10 protein-coding genes, 2 rRNA genes and 3 pseudogenes (1 of these 15 cut by a window edge) are annotated in these 13,067 nt (G+C 59.5%); 7 read left to right on the top strand and 8 right to left on the bottom strand.

Annotated elements, in window-relative coordinates:
* Together ACA058_RS21895 and rrf are read left to right on the top strand one after the other, a co-directional pair.
* Positions 1 to 1,760: ribosomal RNA gene (locus ACA058_RS21895) — 23S ribosomal RNA — on the top strand; it begins 1,132 nt to the left of the window's first position.
* A gap of 164 nt (positions 1,761 to 1,924) precedes the next feature.
* A 5S ribosomal RNA gene (gene rrf / locus ACA058_RS21890) occupies positions 1,925 to 2,040 on the top strand.
* 103 nt (positions 2,041 to 2,143) lie between these two features.
* Here rrf and ACA058_RS21885 read toward each other — a convergent pair.
* Together ACA058_RS21885 and ACA058_RS21880 are read right to left on the bottom strand one after the other, a co-directional pair.
* Positions 2,144 to 2,333: pseudogene (locus ACA058_RS21885) on the bottom strand (penicillin-binding transpeptidase domain-containing protein); the annotation flags it as partial.
* Positions 2,293 to 2,397 carry a hypothetical protein gene (locus tag ACA058_RS21880; protein ID WP_497639983.1) on the bottom strand — a complete coding sequence of 35 codons (105 nt, stop codon included), beginning with the start codon at positions 2,395 to 2,397 and terminating at the stop codon, positions 2,293 to 2,295. The gene ACA058_RS21880 and the pseudogene ACA058_RS21885, both read right to left, overlap by 41 nt.
* Positions 2,398 to 2,441: 44 nt before the next feature.
* Between ACA058_RS21880 and ACA058_RS21875 the strand changes: the two are divergent.
* A pseudogene (locus tag ACA058_RS21875) lies at positions 2,442 to 2,594 on the top strand (quinohemoprotein amine dehydrogenase subunit beta); the annotation flags it as partial.
* Between the two features lie 136 nt (positions 2,595 to 2,730).
* Here ACA058_RS21875 and ACA058_RS21870 read toward each other — a convergent pair.
* Positions 2,731 to 3,132: a lysozyme inhibitor LprI family protein gene (locus ACA058_RS21870; protein WP_497635866.1), complete on the bottom strand. Its 402-nt coding sequence runs from the start codon at positions 3,130 to 3,132 to the stop codon at positions 2,731 to 2,733.
* A 146-nt stretch (positions 3,133 to 3,278) separates the two neighbouring features.
* Between ACA058_RS21870 and ACA058_RS21865 the strand changes: the two genes are divergently transcribed.
* Positions 3,279 to 3,767, top strand: coding sequence for an SRPBCC family protein (locus ACA058_RS21865; protein ID WP_497635865.1), 489 nt, complete (start codon positions 3,279 to 3,281; stop codon positions 3,765 to 3,767).
* Positions 3,768 to 4,061: 294 nt separating this feature from the next.
* Here the strand turns inward: ACA058_RS21865 and inhA are convergent, their stop codons facing one another.
* The gene (gene inhA, locus ACA058_RS21860) at positions 4,062 to 4,748 is read right to left on the bottom strand and encodes an isonitrile hydratase (RefSeq protein WP_497639982.1); all 687 of its coding nucleotides are present in this window, start codon (positions 4,746 to 4,748) and stop codon (positions 4,062 to 4,064) included.
* Between the two features lie 89 nt (positions 4,749 to 4,837).
* Between inhA and ACA058_RS21855 the strand changes: the two genes are divergently transcribed.
* Positions 4,838 to 5,821, top strand: a complete 984-nt coding sequence (locus ACA058_RS21855; protein WP_497635864.1) for a GlxA family transcriptional regulator — start codon at positions 4,838 to 4,840, stop codon at positions 5,819 to 5,821.
* On the opposite strand, the gene ACA058_RS21850 is transcribed toward ACA058_RS21855, so the two are convergent.
* From ACA058_RS21850 to ACA058_RS21835, 4 genes are all read right to left on the bottom strand, one after another.
* Positions 5,790 to 6,692 carry an alpha/beta fold hydrolase gene (locus tag ACA058_RS21850; protein WP_497635863.1) on the bottom strand — a complete coding sequence of 301 codons (903 nt, stop codon included), beginning with the start codon at positions 6,690 to 6,692 and terminating at the stop codon, positions 5,790 to 5,792. The two genes, ACA058_RS21855 and ACA058_RS21850, sit on opposite strands and share 32 nt — an antisense overlap.
* Before the next feature lie 20 nt (positions 6,693 to 6,712).
* Entirely contained in the window at positions 6,713 to 7,096 is a 384-nt protein-coding gene (locus tag ACA058_RS21845) for a hypothetical protein (protein ID WP_497635862.1), read from the bottom strand.
* A 326-nt stretch (positions 7,097 to 7,422) separates the two neighbouring features.
* A protein-coding gene (locus ACA058_RS21840; RefSeq protein ID WP_497635861.1) for an IS3 family transposase occupies positions 7,423 to 8,642 on the bottom strand; the annotation gives its coding sequence in 2 pieces (ribosomal slippage) (positions 7,423 to 8,297 and positions 8,297 to 8,642; 1,221 coding nt in all).
* A 124-nt stretch (positions 8,643 to 8,766) separates the two neighbouring features.
* Positions 8,767 to 10,590: a glycoside hydrolase family 15 protein gene (locus tag ACA058_RS21835; RefSeq protein ID WP_497635860.1), complete on the bottom strand. Its 1,824-nt coding sequence runs from the start codon at positions 10,588 to 10,590 to the stop codon at positions 8,767 to 8,769.
* A 246-nt stretch (positions 10,591 to 10,836) separates the two neighbouring features.
* Between ACA058_RS21835 and ACA058_RS21830 the strand changes: the two genes are divergently transcribed.
* Both ACA058_RS21830 and ACA058_RS21825 read left to right on the top strand, forming a co-directional pair.
* Positions 10,837 to 12,009: an MFS transporter gene (locus tag ACA058_RS21830; RefSeq protein WP_497635859.1), complete on the top strand. Its 1,173-nt coding sequence runs from the start codon at positions 10,837 to 10,839 to the stop codon at positions 12,007 to 12,009.
* 196 nt (positions 12,010 to 12,205) lie between these two features.
* A pseudogene (locus ACA058_RS21825) lies at positions 12,206 to 12,937 on the top strand (thioesterase II family protein); the annotation flags it as partial.
* Positions 12,938 to 13,067: the final 130 nt, after the last annotated feature.

Raw genomic sequence — 13,067 nt, 5'->3', positions numbered from 1 at the left:
CAAACCATACACCGAAGCTACGGGTATCACTTAGGTGATGCGGTAGAGGAGCGTTCTGTAAGCCTGTGAAGGTGAGTTGAGAAGCTTGCTGGAGGTATCAGAAGTGCGAATGCTGACATGAGTAACGACAATGGGTGTGAAAAACACCCACGCCGAAAGACCAAGGTTTCCTGCGCAACGTTAATCGACGCAGGGTTAGTCGGTCCCTAAGGCGAGGCTGAAAAGCGTAGTCGATGGAAAACAGGTTAATATTCCTGTACTTCTGGTTATTGCGATGGAGGGACGGAGAAGGCTAGGCCAGCTTGGCGTTGGTTGTCCAAGTTTAAGGTGGTAGGCTGAGATCTTAGGTAAATCCGGGATCTTAAGGCCGAGAGCTGATGACGAGTGTTCCTTTGGAACACGAAGTGGTTGATGCCATGCTTCCAAGAAAAGCTTCTAAGCTTCAGGTAACCAGGAACCGTACCCCAAACCGACACAGGTGGTTGGGTAGAGAATACCAAGGCGCTTGAGAGAACTCGGGTGAAGGAACTAGGCAAAATGGCACCGTAACTTTGGGAGAAGGTGCGCCGGTGAGGGTGAAGCATTTACTGCGTAAGCCCACGCCGGTCGAAGATACCAGGCCGCTGCGACTGTTTATTAAAAACACAGCACTCTGCAAACACGAAAGTGGACGTATAGGGTGTGACGCCTGCCCGGTGCCGGAAGGTTAATTGATGGGGTTAGCTAACGCGAAGCTCTTGATCGAAGCCCCGGTAAACGGCGGCCGTAACTATAACGGTCCTAAGGTAGCGAAATTCCTTGTCGGGTAAGTTCCGACCTGCACGAATGGCGTAACGATGGCGGCGCTGTCTCCACCCGAGACTCAGTGAAATTGAAATCGCTGTGAAGATGCAGTGTATCCGCGGCTAGACGGAAAGACCCCGTGAACCTTTACTATAGCTTTGCACTGGACTTTGAATTTGCTTGTGTAGGATAGGTGGGAGGCTTTGAAGCGTGGACGCCAGTTCGCGTGGAGCCAACCTTGAAATACCACCCTGGCAACTTTGAGGTTCTAACTCAGGTCCGTTATCCGGATCGAGGACAGTGTATGGTGGGTAGTTTGACTGGGGCGGTCTCCTCCTAAAGAGTAACGGAGGAGTACGAAGGTGCGCTCAGACCGGTCGGAAATCGGTCGTAGAGTATAAAGGCAAAAGCGCGCTTGACTGCGAGACAGACACGTCGAGCAGGTACGAAAGTAGGTCTTAGTGATCCGGTGGTTCTGTATGGAAGGGCCATCGCTCAACGGATAAAAGGTACTCCGGGGATAACAGGCTGATACCGCCCAAGAGTTCATATCGACGGCGGTGTTTGGCACCTCGATGTCGGCTCATCACATCCTGGGGCTGAAGCCGGTCCCAAGGGTATGGCTGTTCGCCATTTAAAGTGGTACGCGAGCTGGGTTTAGAACGTCGTGAGACAGTTCGGTCCCTATCTGCCGTGGACGTTTGAGATTTGAGAGGGGCTGCTCCTAGTACGAGAGGACCGGAGTGGACGAACCTCTGGTGTTCCGGTTGTCACGCCAGTGGCATTGCCGGGTAGCTATGTTCGGAATAGATAACCGCTGAAAGCATCTAAGCGGGAAACTAGCCTCAAGATGAGATCTCACTGGGACCTTGAGTCCCCTGAAGGGCCGTCGAAGACTACGACGTTGATAGGTTGGGTGTGTAAGCGCTGTGAGGCGTTGAGCTAACCAATACTAATTGCCCGTGAGGCTTGACCATATAACACCCAAGCAATTTGATGCTCCTCGTTGAAAAGACGAAAGAGACCAGATTGCGGTGTGTGAAGACGAAACGAACCGAAAGTTCGAGATGCTCACAAAACACCGAAGCTATCACATACCCAATTTGCTGAATCGTCGAAAGACGGCTCGGTACCCGAATTTCTTGACGACCATAGAGCATTGGAACCACCTGATCCCATCCCGAACTCAGCAGTGAAACGATGCATCGCCGATGGTAGTGTGGGGTTTCCCCATGTGAGAGTAGGTCATCGTCAAGATTAAATTCCAAAACCCCTATCTGCGCATGCAGGTAGGGGTTTTGTTTTTGTCCGCAGGAAAATCTGTCACCGGGTTGTTCCGGGCGGCGTTCCGAGGCTCAACCCCCTGACCGATGCCAAGGATCACGGTTCGCCAGGAAACCATGGCTGACGACGCGTGGCACGCTTCCAGGCCTGGGATAGCATCAACCCGGCGGACTCTTCAACATGTCCAGCGAGACCTTTTCCCCGAGGCCGAACATTGCCATGTAGTCATGCAGCCGATCGATGCCCAGCGTGTGCGCGAGGTCGTAGATTGGTTTCGACTTCCTCGTAACCGCCATGGCCGTGCAGTTGCGACTCGTAGAATTTTTCGATCCCGGTCTTGCCAATGGATTGGGCACCTGGTTACGCCGCTGCAACTGGCCTTCAACAAGGACGGCAGCAAGATCTATCTGGCCGGCACCTTCAACGATGTGGCGATCTTCGATGCCGACAGCCTGAAACAGGTGGGCAACATCAAGTTGCCGGGTGGGGACATGGCGATTACCACGGCGCAGATTTTTGTGCGGTAATTTGCGGCGTCTGCACTGACGCCATCGCGGGCAAGCCTTGCTCCTACAGGTCCGTGTTGGTCACATAATTTGTGAACAACACAAACCTGTAGGAGCAAGGCTTGCCCGCGATGAGGCCCTTACAGGCGCTAAAGATTCAAACCCCTGGCACCGGACACCCCAAATCCCCCTCCTGGCACTTCAGGTAAGTCTTGAACGTCTCCACCCGCGCTCTGGTCAATTCGGTCACGCAATTGCTGTAGATCAGCGGATAAACACTCCCACCTTCCACCCCGGACGCCGAAAACTTGCACTCGGCATCGCGAAACGCAATCCACGAACGTTGCGCGCCCACCAGCAGTTTCTTGCTGTCGGGGTTGCCCTTCAAACGTGTGGTGATCTGCTGGTAAAGCGCATTCAACTCCTTGTCCGCCGCCGCATGCTGCTGCGCTGCACACTGGTTCATCGTGGCCTGGTCGCTGGCGTTGTCGCAGTCCAGGGCCTGGGCCAAGGGAGTGAACAGCAAAGGTGTCAGTGCCAGGAGAAAGCGTGAGTACATGGAGAAGGCTCGCTGTGACAGGGGAATTTTGGGCAGTGTAGCGATGCAAAGACTGCAATTTCGACAACTTGCACCGGATTGATACAACTTTCGGGCTGGACATGTGGTCTTAGAGGCCTACTGTTGTTCATTACAGGAGGTGACGTATGAAACCAGTACCCAATAGTTTTGAGCGCAAAATCATGCTCAAGTCGCCGCGCTCCCATGTATGGCGAGCCTTGGTCGATGCCGAGGCGTTCGGTCAGTGGTTCGGCGTTGCGCTCGAAGGCAGGCGTTTCATCGCCGGCGAGTGGACGCAGGGGCAGGTTACCTATCCCGGTTATGAACATGTGTTGTGGAACGTGCTGGTCGAGCGGGTCGAGCCGCAGCAGTTGTTTTCGTTTCGCTGGCACCCTTATGCGGTGAACCCGAAGATCGACTACTCCCAGGAGCCCACCACGCTGGTCAAATTCGAACTGCAAGACTACGAAGACGGCACGTTGCTCAAGGTTTCCGAGTCAGGTTTCGCTCACATTCCCGACATACGCCAGAAGGAGGCGTATTACATGGACAGCCGTGGCTGGGAAGAGCAAATGAACCGACTCGAACAATTCCTTGCGGAAAACGCCAAGGCCCGCGAGCGCGGGAGCGACTGACGGCAGAATTTTCGACCCTTGGTTACAGCTTATCCAAGGGCTTTGGGAAGGGCAGCTATAGCGAATGTCTTACACGCGGTAACAACTATGTCGTCTGTTACAAATTGGATCCGTTGCGTATTCTGGCCCCATCCACTGATGCACAGGGAGTGCTCAGGATCATGGATGATCGGCCATTGTAAGGATACTGACGACACGGAGTTGTAATGGTCTTGGAAGAACCCGCTTAGGCGGGTTTTTTTATGGGCGTCAAAAAATTCTGGCTACGTGAACCGGGTTCCCGCAGCCAGTATTTCATTGCCGGTCGAGTTTCGCCGCCGCGCGTTCGGTAATTTGCGCGCGCAGTTTCAATGAACCGGCGGCCCGCTGGCGAGCTTCCTCCAGTACGCTGGCGGGAGCCGTTTCCGGGCTACCCGCATGGAAAGGCGGCGCAGGTGCGTATTCCAGTTGCAGTTGCACCAGCTCAGCGGTGTCCTTATCGAACAGCTCTGCGGCCAGGGTCAGGGCAAAATCAATGCCTGCGGTAATCCCGCCACCGGTCAGCAGATTGCCGTCGCGCACCACCCGATCCTTCACCGCAACCGCTCCCAGCGGCGCCAACAACTCGTGATACGCCCAATGGGTGGTGGCGCGTTTGCCCTTGAGGAGGCCCGCCGCACCAAGCACCAACGCACCGGTGCAGACCGATGTCACATACCGCGCATTGGCGGCCTGGGCCTTGATGAACGCCAGGGTTGGCTCATCCTCCATCAACGGCCCGACACCGCTGCCACCGGGGACGCAGATCACATCCAGCGCCGGGCAGTCGTCGAAGGTAACGGTCGGTTTGAGCACCAGCCCGGTGCTGGCGGTAATGGGCATCAGGTCCTTCCAGATCAGATGCACCTTCACCTCCGGCAGCGAGGCCAGAACGTCGTACGGGCCGGTAAGGTCGAGTTGCTGCACCTGTGGAAACAACAGAAAACCGATCTGCAAGGTCATGGTGTTTTTCTCTTGAAGTGGGTGGACGCCTTCACTGTAGGCGCCTAGGATTTGGCGCATACGCCAATCACCCCACGAATTACGCCAATATGCCGAAAACCATTCACGTACTCGCCTTCGCCGATGTGCAAGTGCTCGATGTCACCGGGCCGTTGCAGGTGTTTGCGTCAGCCAATGACATCGCCCGCCAGCAAGGTTCGCCGCCACCTTATGCGCCGTCGGTGATTGCCTGGGGTGGCGGGGCGGTGATGTCGTCGGCGGGCTTGGCGTTGCTGGCCGAGCCTTTGCCCGAGCAGGGCAGCGACACCTTGATTATTGCCGGGGGCTGGGGCGTCTATGCGGCGGCGCAGGACCCGTCGCTGGTCAGTTGGGTGCGTGAGCACGCGGCGCAGTGCCGGCGGGTGGCATCGGTGTGCACCGGGGCGTTTTTGCTGGCGGCCAGTGGCTGGCTCGATGGCCGTCGCGTGGTCACCCACTGGACCCGTTGCGAACTGTTGGCGCAGCAACACCCGCGACTTCAGGTCGAGCCCAATCCGATCTTCATCAATGATGGTCCGGTCTGGACCTCGGCCGGCGTGACCGCCGGTATCGACCTGGCGCTGGCGATGGTCGAAGCCGACCTCGGTCGGACCATGGCCCTGGAAGTGGCCCGGCAACTGGTGGTGTTCCTGAAACGCCCTGGCGGCCAGTCGCAATTCAGCGTAACCCTGGCTTTGCAGAAAGAGGGCAACCGCTTCGACGAACTTCACGCCTGGATCAGCGAAAACCTCAGCAAGGATCTGGGCATTCCAACCCTGGCGATCCAGGCCGGCATGAGCGAACGCAGCTTCGTGCGCCACTACCGCGCCGACACCGGCCAGACCCCGGCCCGGGCCATCGAGCTGATCCGCGTCGAAACGGCGCGGCGCCTGCTCAGCGATACCAGCGTGCCCATCAAGCGGGTGGCCGTGCAATGCGGATTCGGCAGCGAAGAGACCCTGCGTCGCAATTTTCTGCGGGCCATGGGGGTGACTCCGCAAGCCTATCGGGAGCGGTTTTCGGTCAGCGCTGCAACAGATCCAGTAACGCCTTGAGCGTGGCCTCGGGCGCTTCTTCGGGAATGTTGTGCCCGACACCGGCCAGCACCCGGTGCTCGTAATATCCGGTGAAGTGCTCGATGTCGTCGTCGAGCGCGGGGGCCGGGCCCACGCCATCGTCGGCGCCACACAGGGAAATCGTCGGTACGCTGATTGGTGGCTGTTGGGTCAGTGCTTCTTCCATCCACTCCAGAGCCGGATCGCCGGGCGCATACCTGAACCGGTGCCGATACGAGTGAATCACCACCTCGACGAAATCCGGATTGTCGAAGGCTGGCGCGCTCAACGGGTACAACTCAGGACCCTGGGTCCAGGTCGGCGACCACAGTTTCCAGAGTAACTCACACAGGGATCGACGATTTTCCGTCAGACCTGCGATGCCTCGTGGGGTGTGGAAATAGTACTGATACCAGAGGCGATGCTCGGTTTCCGGGTCCCGTGGCCGGGTCGAACGAGGAATGTCCTGCAGGTTGTAGCCATCACCCGTCACCAGGCAACGCACCCGTTTCGGCCACAACGCCGCCACGATACACGCCGCCCGACCTCCCCAGTCGTAGCCGCAAAGGGCCGCTTGCGGGATGCAAAGGGCGTCCATCAGATCGAGCAAATCCTGGGCGAGGGCGGCTTGCTGACCAGAGCGCAGTGTATCGGGACTGTTGAAACGGGTCGGACCATAGCCGCGCAGGTAGGGAACGATGACGCGGTAACCCTTTGCCGCTAGGGGCGGGGCGATCTCGTCGTAGGCGCGTGGTGAGTAGGGGAAGCCGTGAAGCAGGATCACCGGGTCACCAGTTGTGGGGCCGTGTTCCTCGTAGGCGAGGTTCAGGCTTGGAGTACGGGCATGCTGGATCAGCGCGTGATTACTCATTCGTCAGATATCTCCCAGGATTAAACTTCCGCCATTTGGTTGAAATACTTCGTCCGATCCGGGGTAAACGTCACCACCATCCCGGTCCGTGAACAGGTCAGCGATCGTTCTTCCTTCAAGTCCACATCCAGATCCTCCCCGCGCAAACCCTGCCATTGGGCGAGGTACTTGAGGGATCCGTATTTCTCCAGTTTTTTCAGGCTGCGGCTGACGCCACCTTTCCAGCCCAGCACCGGCAGTTCGCCGGCGAGGCATTGCTGGGCGAGGTCGGGGAAACGGGTAGCGCGCTGGCGGCCGACTTCCCAGCATTTGATCAGGCCCTTGTCGTGGGCTTCCCACAATTCGTCGCGGTTCAGGCCGGTTCGAAGGGGGAGGTCGATGCTGCGATGGATGCGTTGGGACATTCTGGTTCCTTGAATTCGGGTTGTGTTGGACAGCTCCGCTGTACCCGTTGATCGGGGATGTTAGGTGGGGATGTAACGGCTGGCAACAGGGTATTTCCGGCTGTTTTGTTTAAAAGATGTAGGACTTAGGCCTGCATTGGACCTTCGGCAAGCGGGCTTTTGTGGCGAGGGGATTTATCCCCGTCGGGTTGCGAAGCAGCCCCAAAACCTATGGGTGCGATCCGTCAGATACACCTTGTTTAAATGGTTTCACGACTGCTGCGCAGCCGAACGGGGATGAATCCCCTCGTGGACTTGCCCCTACAAAACCGGACACCAACTCCCTGTTAAATTGATGCTGCCGCCAATCGCCTGAACTCCCTCGGTGAGCGATAGTTCAAGGCGCTGTGCGGATGCTGCTCGTTGTAGTGTTCGAAGGCAATGGCCAGGTTACGCAGCGCGGTTTCTCGATCCGGCTTGGGCATGTGCGCCACGTAGTCACGCTTGATCGTCTTCACGAAGCTCTCGGCCATACCGTTGCTCTGCGGGCTGCGCACTGGCGTGGTCACCGGTTGCAAGCCGATCTGCCGTGCAAACAGGCGCGTCTGTTCGGCGGTGTAGGCCGAGCCGTTGTCGCTTAGCCATTGCACCGGCGTGGCGGGCAGTTGATCACCGAAGCGCTTCTCCACGCTTTCCAGCATTAAGTCGCGGATATCATCGCCGCTGTACCCGGTCGGGCTCGCGACCCAGCCGATGGCCTCGCGGTCACAGCAGTCCAAGGCAAAGGTCACGCTCAGTTTGGCGCCGTCCTCGCAGCGGAACTCAAAGCCGTCCGAGCACCAACGCGTATCACTGGTTTGCACCGCAATACGGCCTTCGTGCCGCCGCGGCACGCCGGGCTGTTTGAGTCGACGCTCCAGCAGCAAGTTGTGATCACGCATGACCCGGTAAACCCGCTTCACGTTGATCGCCGGCAGCGACTGGGTTTCACGTTCCCGACGCAGTAATCCCCAGACACGACGGTAGCCATAGCTGGGCAGTTCGCTGACCTGTTGCTGGATTTCAACCACCAGATCAGCGTCATCCACAGGTCTGCTTCGCCGTATTTTGGGCGATGCCGATTGTTTGATTCGAACCGTTAGTTGCGAGCGCGCCACACCGAGACATTCGCTGACCAGCTTCACTGGTCGTCCCCCGGCAACAAGGGTGAGTGCGCAATCCATTTTCGCGACCGGGCGATCTCCACGGCCTCTTTGAGGATTTCTGCTTCCATCGTTTTCTTGCCCAGCATCCGTTGCAGTTCACGGATCTGCTTGAGCGCATCGCTCAGCTCGGAGGCAGGCACCACGGCTTCGCCAGCACTGACCGCCGACAGGCTGCCGTCCTGGTAAAGCTTGCGCCACTGGAACAGCTGGTTGGCATTGATGCCGTTGCGCCGAGCCACCACCGAAACGCTTTGCCCTGGCTCAAGACTCTCGCGAACCATGGCCAGTTTTTGCTCTGGGCTCCAGCGGCGCCGCCGCTCCTGGCCCAAAAGCTCCCCACTCTTATCATTGCTGTTAGTCATAAACATAACCGTTTGCCTATCCCTTATCGTAAGGGGGAAACGGTGTCCTGTCTTTCATGGGGCTCGTTCACCTCGCCACAAAGCCCCCCGCCACAGGGGATAGGTGGTGTCTGATAGATCACACTCAAGGCTGCCAGTTACTCTTCTCCCCGCTCAATTTCCGATCCAGAAAACACGCCGCGCTGATCAACGCCAGGTGCGTCAGCGCTTGTGGCGTGTTGCCCATGTGCCGCGCCCGGCTGTCGAATTCTTCGGCGTACAGCCCCAGCGGGTTGGCGTATCGCAACAGTTGTTCGAATTCCAGATGAGCCTTTTCCACCTGGCCGGCGCGGGCCAGGCATTCGACGTACCAGAATGAGCAGGCGGCGAATGCGCCTTCGGTGCCGGGCAGGCCGTCGATGTGGTTATCGTCGTTGTGGTAGCGGTAGACCATGCCATCGCGCACCAGGTTTTTCTCGATGGCGCCGAGGGTCGCGAGCCAGCGCGGGTCCTTGGCGCTGACGAAGCGCACCAGCGGCATCAGCAGCATCGAACCGTCGAGGCCGGTGCCGCCGATGTGCTGCACGAAGTGGCCGCGTTCTTCGTTCCAGAAGTTTTCCCAAATGTCTGTGTAAATCTCCTGACGCGTCTGGTCCCAGCGGGCGAACGGCGCGGGCAACGAGCGTTTCGAGGCGAGGCGGATCGCCCGGTCCAGGGCGACCCAGCACATCAGTCGCGAGTGCAGGAAGTGGTGCTGTTCGCCGCGCATTTCCCAGATTCCGACGTCCTTCTGCTGCCAGGTTTCGCACACCTGATCGACCACTTCCACGGTGTGCTTCCAGCCTTCGTGGGAAATGGCTTCGCCATACTTGTTGACCAGGTACACCGCGTCCAGCAGTTCGCCGAAGATATCCAGCTGGACCTGCGCATACGCCAGGTTGCCGATGCGCACCGGCGTGGCGCCGCCGTGGCCGGACAGGTGCGAGAGTTCTATTTCCGGCAGTTTCTGGCGACCGTCGATGCCATACAGGATATTGAGTTTCATCGGTTGGCCGCGACAGTCGCTGACGCGCCCGCGCAACCAACGCATATAGGCGTTGGCCTCTTCGGTGAAACCCAGGCGCATGAAGGCATAGACAGTGAAGGACGCGTCGCGGATCCAGGTGTAGCGGTAATCCCAGTTGCGTTCGCCGCCGATGGTTTCGGGCAGGCCAAAGGTCGCCGCGGCGAGGATTGCCCCATGTTTGCGCGAGGTCAGCAGCTTCATGGCCAGGGCCGAGCGGTTGACCATTTCCCGCCAGCGGCCACGGTAGTTGGACTGGCCGATCCAGTCGCGCCAGAACTTCAGCGTGCGTTCCAGGCACAGGGTGGCCGCCCCCTCCTTGAAGCGCGGATCGTCAATGGCGCCCAGCAGGAACTCGGCGGTCTGGTCCTGATCAAGGGTGAATTCGGCGACGGCTGCTTGCCCGTCAACGCGCAATGGCTGATCTGCCGCCAGACGCAGGGACGGCTGATGGGCGGCTTCGAAGATCACGTCCTGTTTATCCTGGTGGGCGAGGGTGCGGGCGCGGGCGTAGTCGTGGCGCACGGCGCAGCGCAGGTGAAACGTCGCTTGGCCGCTGAGCACCCGGACCCGACGCATCAGCACTGGCAGGTTGTCTTCGGTGTCGCCGATGGGCAGCAGGTCGGTAATTTCCACCACGGCACGATCACTGAGCCAGCGGGTTTGCAGCACGTTGGTGTCGGGTAAGTAGATTTGCTCGCGGCGAGCGTCCGGCAAGTCCGGGGACAGCTGGAAAATACCGGCTTCGGGCGTGTCCAGTAGCGAACAGAAAATCGACGGGCTGTCGAATTCCGGCCAGCAGAAAAAATCCACGCTGCCCTTGTCATTGACCAGCGCAGCGCTGCGCATGTCGCCGATGATGCCGTGGGCGTCGATGGGGCTTTGGCGTTCCGGGTGATCAGCCATTGGCGCGGGGCTCCGGGAACTGAGGGTCTAAATAGCTGACTGGTTTTGGCGGGCTGGAGTTCATTTTGCGGTGACTGTTCTGGCCCCATCGCCAGCAGGCTGGCTCCCACATTGGATGGGTGTACATAAGTCATTGTGGGAGCCAGCCTGCTGGCGATGGGGCCTTCACATTCAAGCAACAATTGGCTGCTTTCCCCTCAACCAGCGTTTATGGCAACTTGCAGGCCCTTGTCGAGACCCACACCCATGGCAAACCCCTACCGCGAACTGTTCAATGCCCCTGGCAGCCGAGCCTTCGTGCTGGCCGGGATGATCGCGCGTATGCCGATTTCCATGACCGGCATCGGCCTGATCACCATGCTGTCGCAGTTGCAGGGCGGCTACGGCCTGGCCGGGGCGGTGGCGGCGACCTTTGCGCTGGCCACGGCGTTTTGTGCACCACAGGTGTCGCGGCTGGTGGATCGGTTTGGCCAGCGCCGAATCCTGCCGGTGTCGGCGCTGATCGGTGGCGGGGCGTTGTTGCTGGTGTTGCTCTGCACCCGTTTGCAGGCGCCGAACTGGACGCTGTTCGTGTTCGCCGCGATAGCCGGTTGCATGCCGAGCATGTCGGCGATGGTCCGGGCGCGCTGGACCGAGTTGTATCGCGGCCAGCCGCAATTGCAAACCGCCTATGCCCTGGAGTCGGTGCTGGACGAAGTCTGCTTTATCGTCGGGCCACCGCTGTCGGTGGGGTTATGCGTGGTGGCGTTCCCCGAGGCCGGGCCGTTGGCGGCGTTGCTGATGCTGGCGATCGGCGTCACGGCCTTCGTGTTGCAACGCAGCACCGAGCCGCCGGTGCATCCACATGAGGAACACCAGCAAGGCTCGATCATCCGTTCCCGCGACATTCAGTGGCTGATGCTGCTGATGGTCGCCATGGGCACCATCGTCGGCGTGATCGATGTGGTCAGCGTGGCCTTCGCCCAGCAGCAGGGGCAGCCGGCCGCGGCAAGCATTGTGTTGTCGGTGTACGCCATCGGCTCGTGCCTGGCCGGATTGGCGTTCGGCGCGCTGCGTTCGAAGGTGCCATTGCCTCGCCTGTTTCTCTACGGTGGGGTGGCGACGGCGGTGACGACTTTGCCGCTGTTGCTGGCGGTGAATATTCTCGGGTTGTCCCTGGCGGTGTTCGTCGCCGGGCTGTTTTTTGCGCCGACCCTGATTGTTGCGATGGCGCTGGTGGAGCAGATCGTGCCGCCGGCCAAACTCACTGAAGGCCTGACCTGGCTGGTGACCGGGTTGAGCATCGGCGTAGCGATTGGCGCGGCGGGGGCGGGGTGGCTGGTGGATGCGTTCGGGGCGAGGAGCGGGTTTTGGCTGGCGATTGGGGCGGGGGCTGTCGTCCTCGGTTCCGCGATTCAAAGCTATCGCCATCTGAAATAAAGCATTACCTGTAGGAGCGAGCATGCTCGCGATGGACGCATGGACGACACGGGCTGTCTGATGCCCCGCGTTATCGTTGACGTCCTTCGCGAGCATTCGAGCGTCGACCGGCTGCTCCTACAGGGTATATACGCACGACTAATTCCCCGTGGCGCTCATCCGTTCTCCTATACAGACAACGTTCGAGGTAACCCCGGTGACCCAGCTGACATTGCTGTGCCTGCCCTATTCGGGCGCGAGCGCCATGGTCTATTGCCGCTGGCGGCGCAAGTTGCCGGAGTGGATCACGCTGCAGCCCGTGGAGCTGCCGGGGCGGGGTGCCCGCTTCGGCGAACCCTTGCACACCGACATGCGCCGTCTGGCGCTGCAACTGGCGCTGGAACAAAAAACCACGCTCAAGGCGCCATATGCCTTGTTCGGCCATAGTCTCGGCGCGTTGCTCGCTTGTGAAATGGCCCATGGCTTTCGCTCGCTCGGCTGCCCTGAACCGGTGGCGCTGTTTGCCTCGGGCACGGCCGCGCCGACAATGCGCGCGGACTACGACCGGGGATTTGCCGAACCCAAGACCGATGCCGAATTGATCGAACAATTGCGCAGCCTCAACGGCACCAGCGAGGAAGTGCTGGCCAACCAGGAGTTGATGAGCCTGACACTGCCGATCCTGCGCGCCGACTTCCAGTTGTGCGGGCGTTTCGAGCCGCTGCAGCGGCCGTTGCTCAAATGCCCTGTGCACGTGCTCGGCGGCAAGGCCGACCGCGCCACCAGCGAGCAGTTGATCGGATGGCGCAAGGAAACCCACGGCAGCTTTTCCGTGGACATACTGGCGGGTGGGCATTTCTTTATCCATGAGCATGAAGCCAAGGTGCTCAAGGTGATCAAGGATCAGCTGGAGGTTCACCATCGGCGGCACGCCATGGCCGCAAGCGCCTGCCCCAGACATCACCTAACCCCTGTAGGAGCAAAGCTTGCTCGCGATGACTTGCTGACATTCAATATTGATGTCGACAGGTACACCGCTATCGCGAGCAAGCTTTGCTCCTACAGAGTAACAGCCCTCG

The organism is Pseudomonas sp. LBUM1649, from assembly GCF_059716155.1.
This window is presented reverse-complemented; position numbering and strand designations above follow the sequence as displayed.

Coding starts and splice junctions, on each gene's coding strand:
- ACA058_RS21870 (WP_497635866.1), bottom strand. CDS start 3,132: ATGTACTCACGCTTTCTCCTGGCACTGACACCTTTGCTGTTCACTCCC.
- ACA058_RS21865 (WP_497635865.1), top strand. CDS start 3,279: ATGAAACCAGTACCCAATAGTTTTGAGCGCAAAATCATGCTCAAGTCG.
- inhA (WP_497639982.1), bottom strand. CDS start 4,748: ATGACCTTGCAGATCGGTTTTCTGTTGTTTCCACAGGTGCAGCAACTC.
- ACA058_RS21855 (WP_497635864.1), top strand. CDS start 4,838: ATGCCGAAAACCATTCACGTACTCGCCTTCGCCGATGTGCAAGTGCTC.
- ACA058_RS21850 (WP_497635863.1), bottom strand. CDS start 6,692: ATGAGTAATCACGCGCTGATCCAGCATGCCCGTACTCCAAGCCTGAAC.
- ACA058_RS21845 (WP_497635862.1), bottom strand. CDS start 7,096: ATGTCCCAACGCATCCATCGCAGCATCGACCTCCCCCTTCGAACCGGC.
- ACA058_RS21835 (WP_497635860.1), bottom strand. CDS start 10,590: ATGGCTGATCACCCGGAACGCCAAAGCCCCATCGACGCCCACGGCATC.
- ACA058_RS21830 (WP_497635859.1), top strand. CDS start 10,837: ATGGCAAACCCCTACCGCGAACTGTTCAATGCCCCTGGCAGCCGAGCC.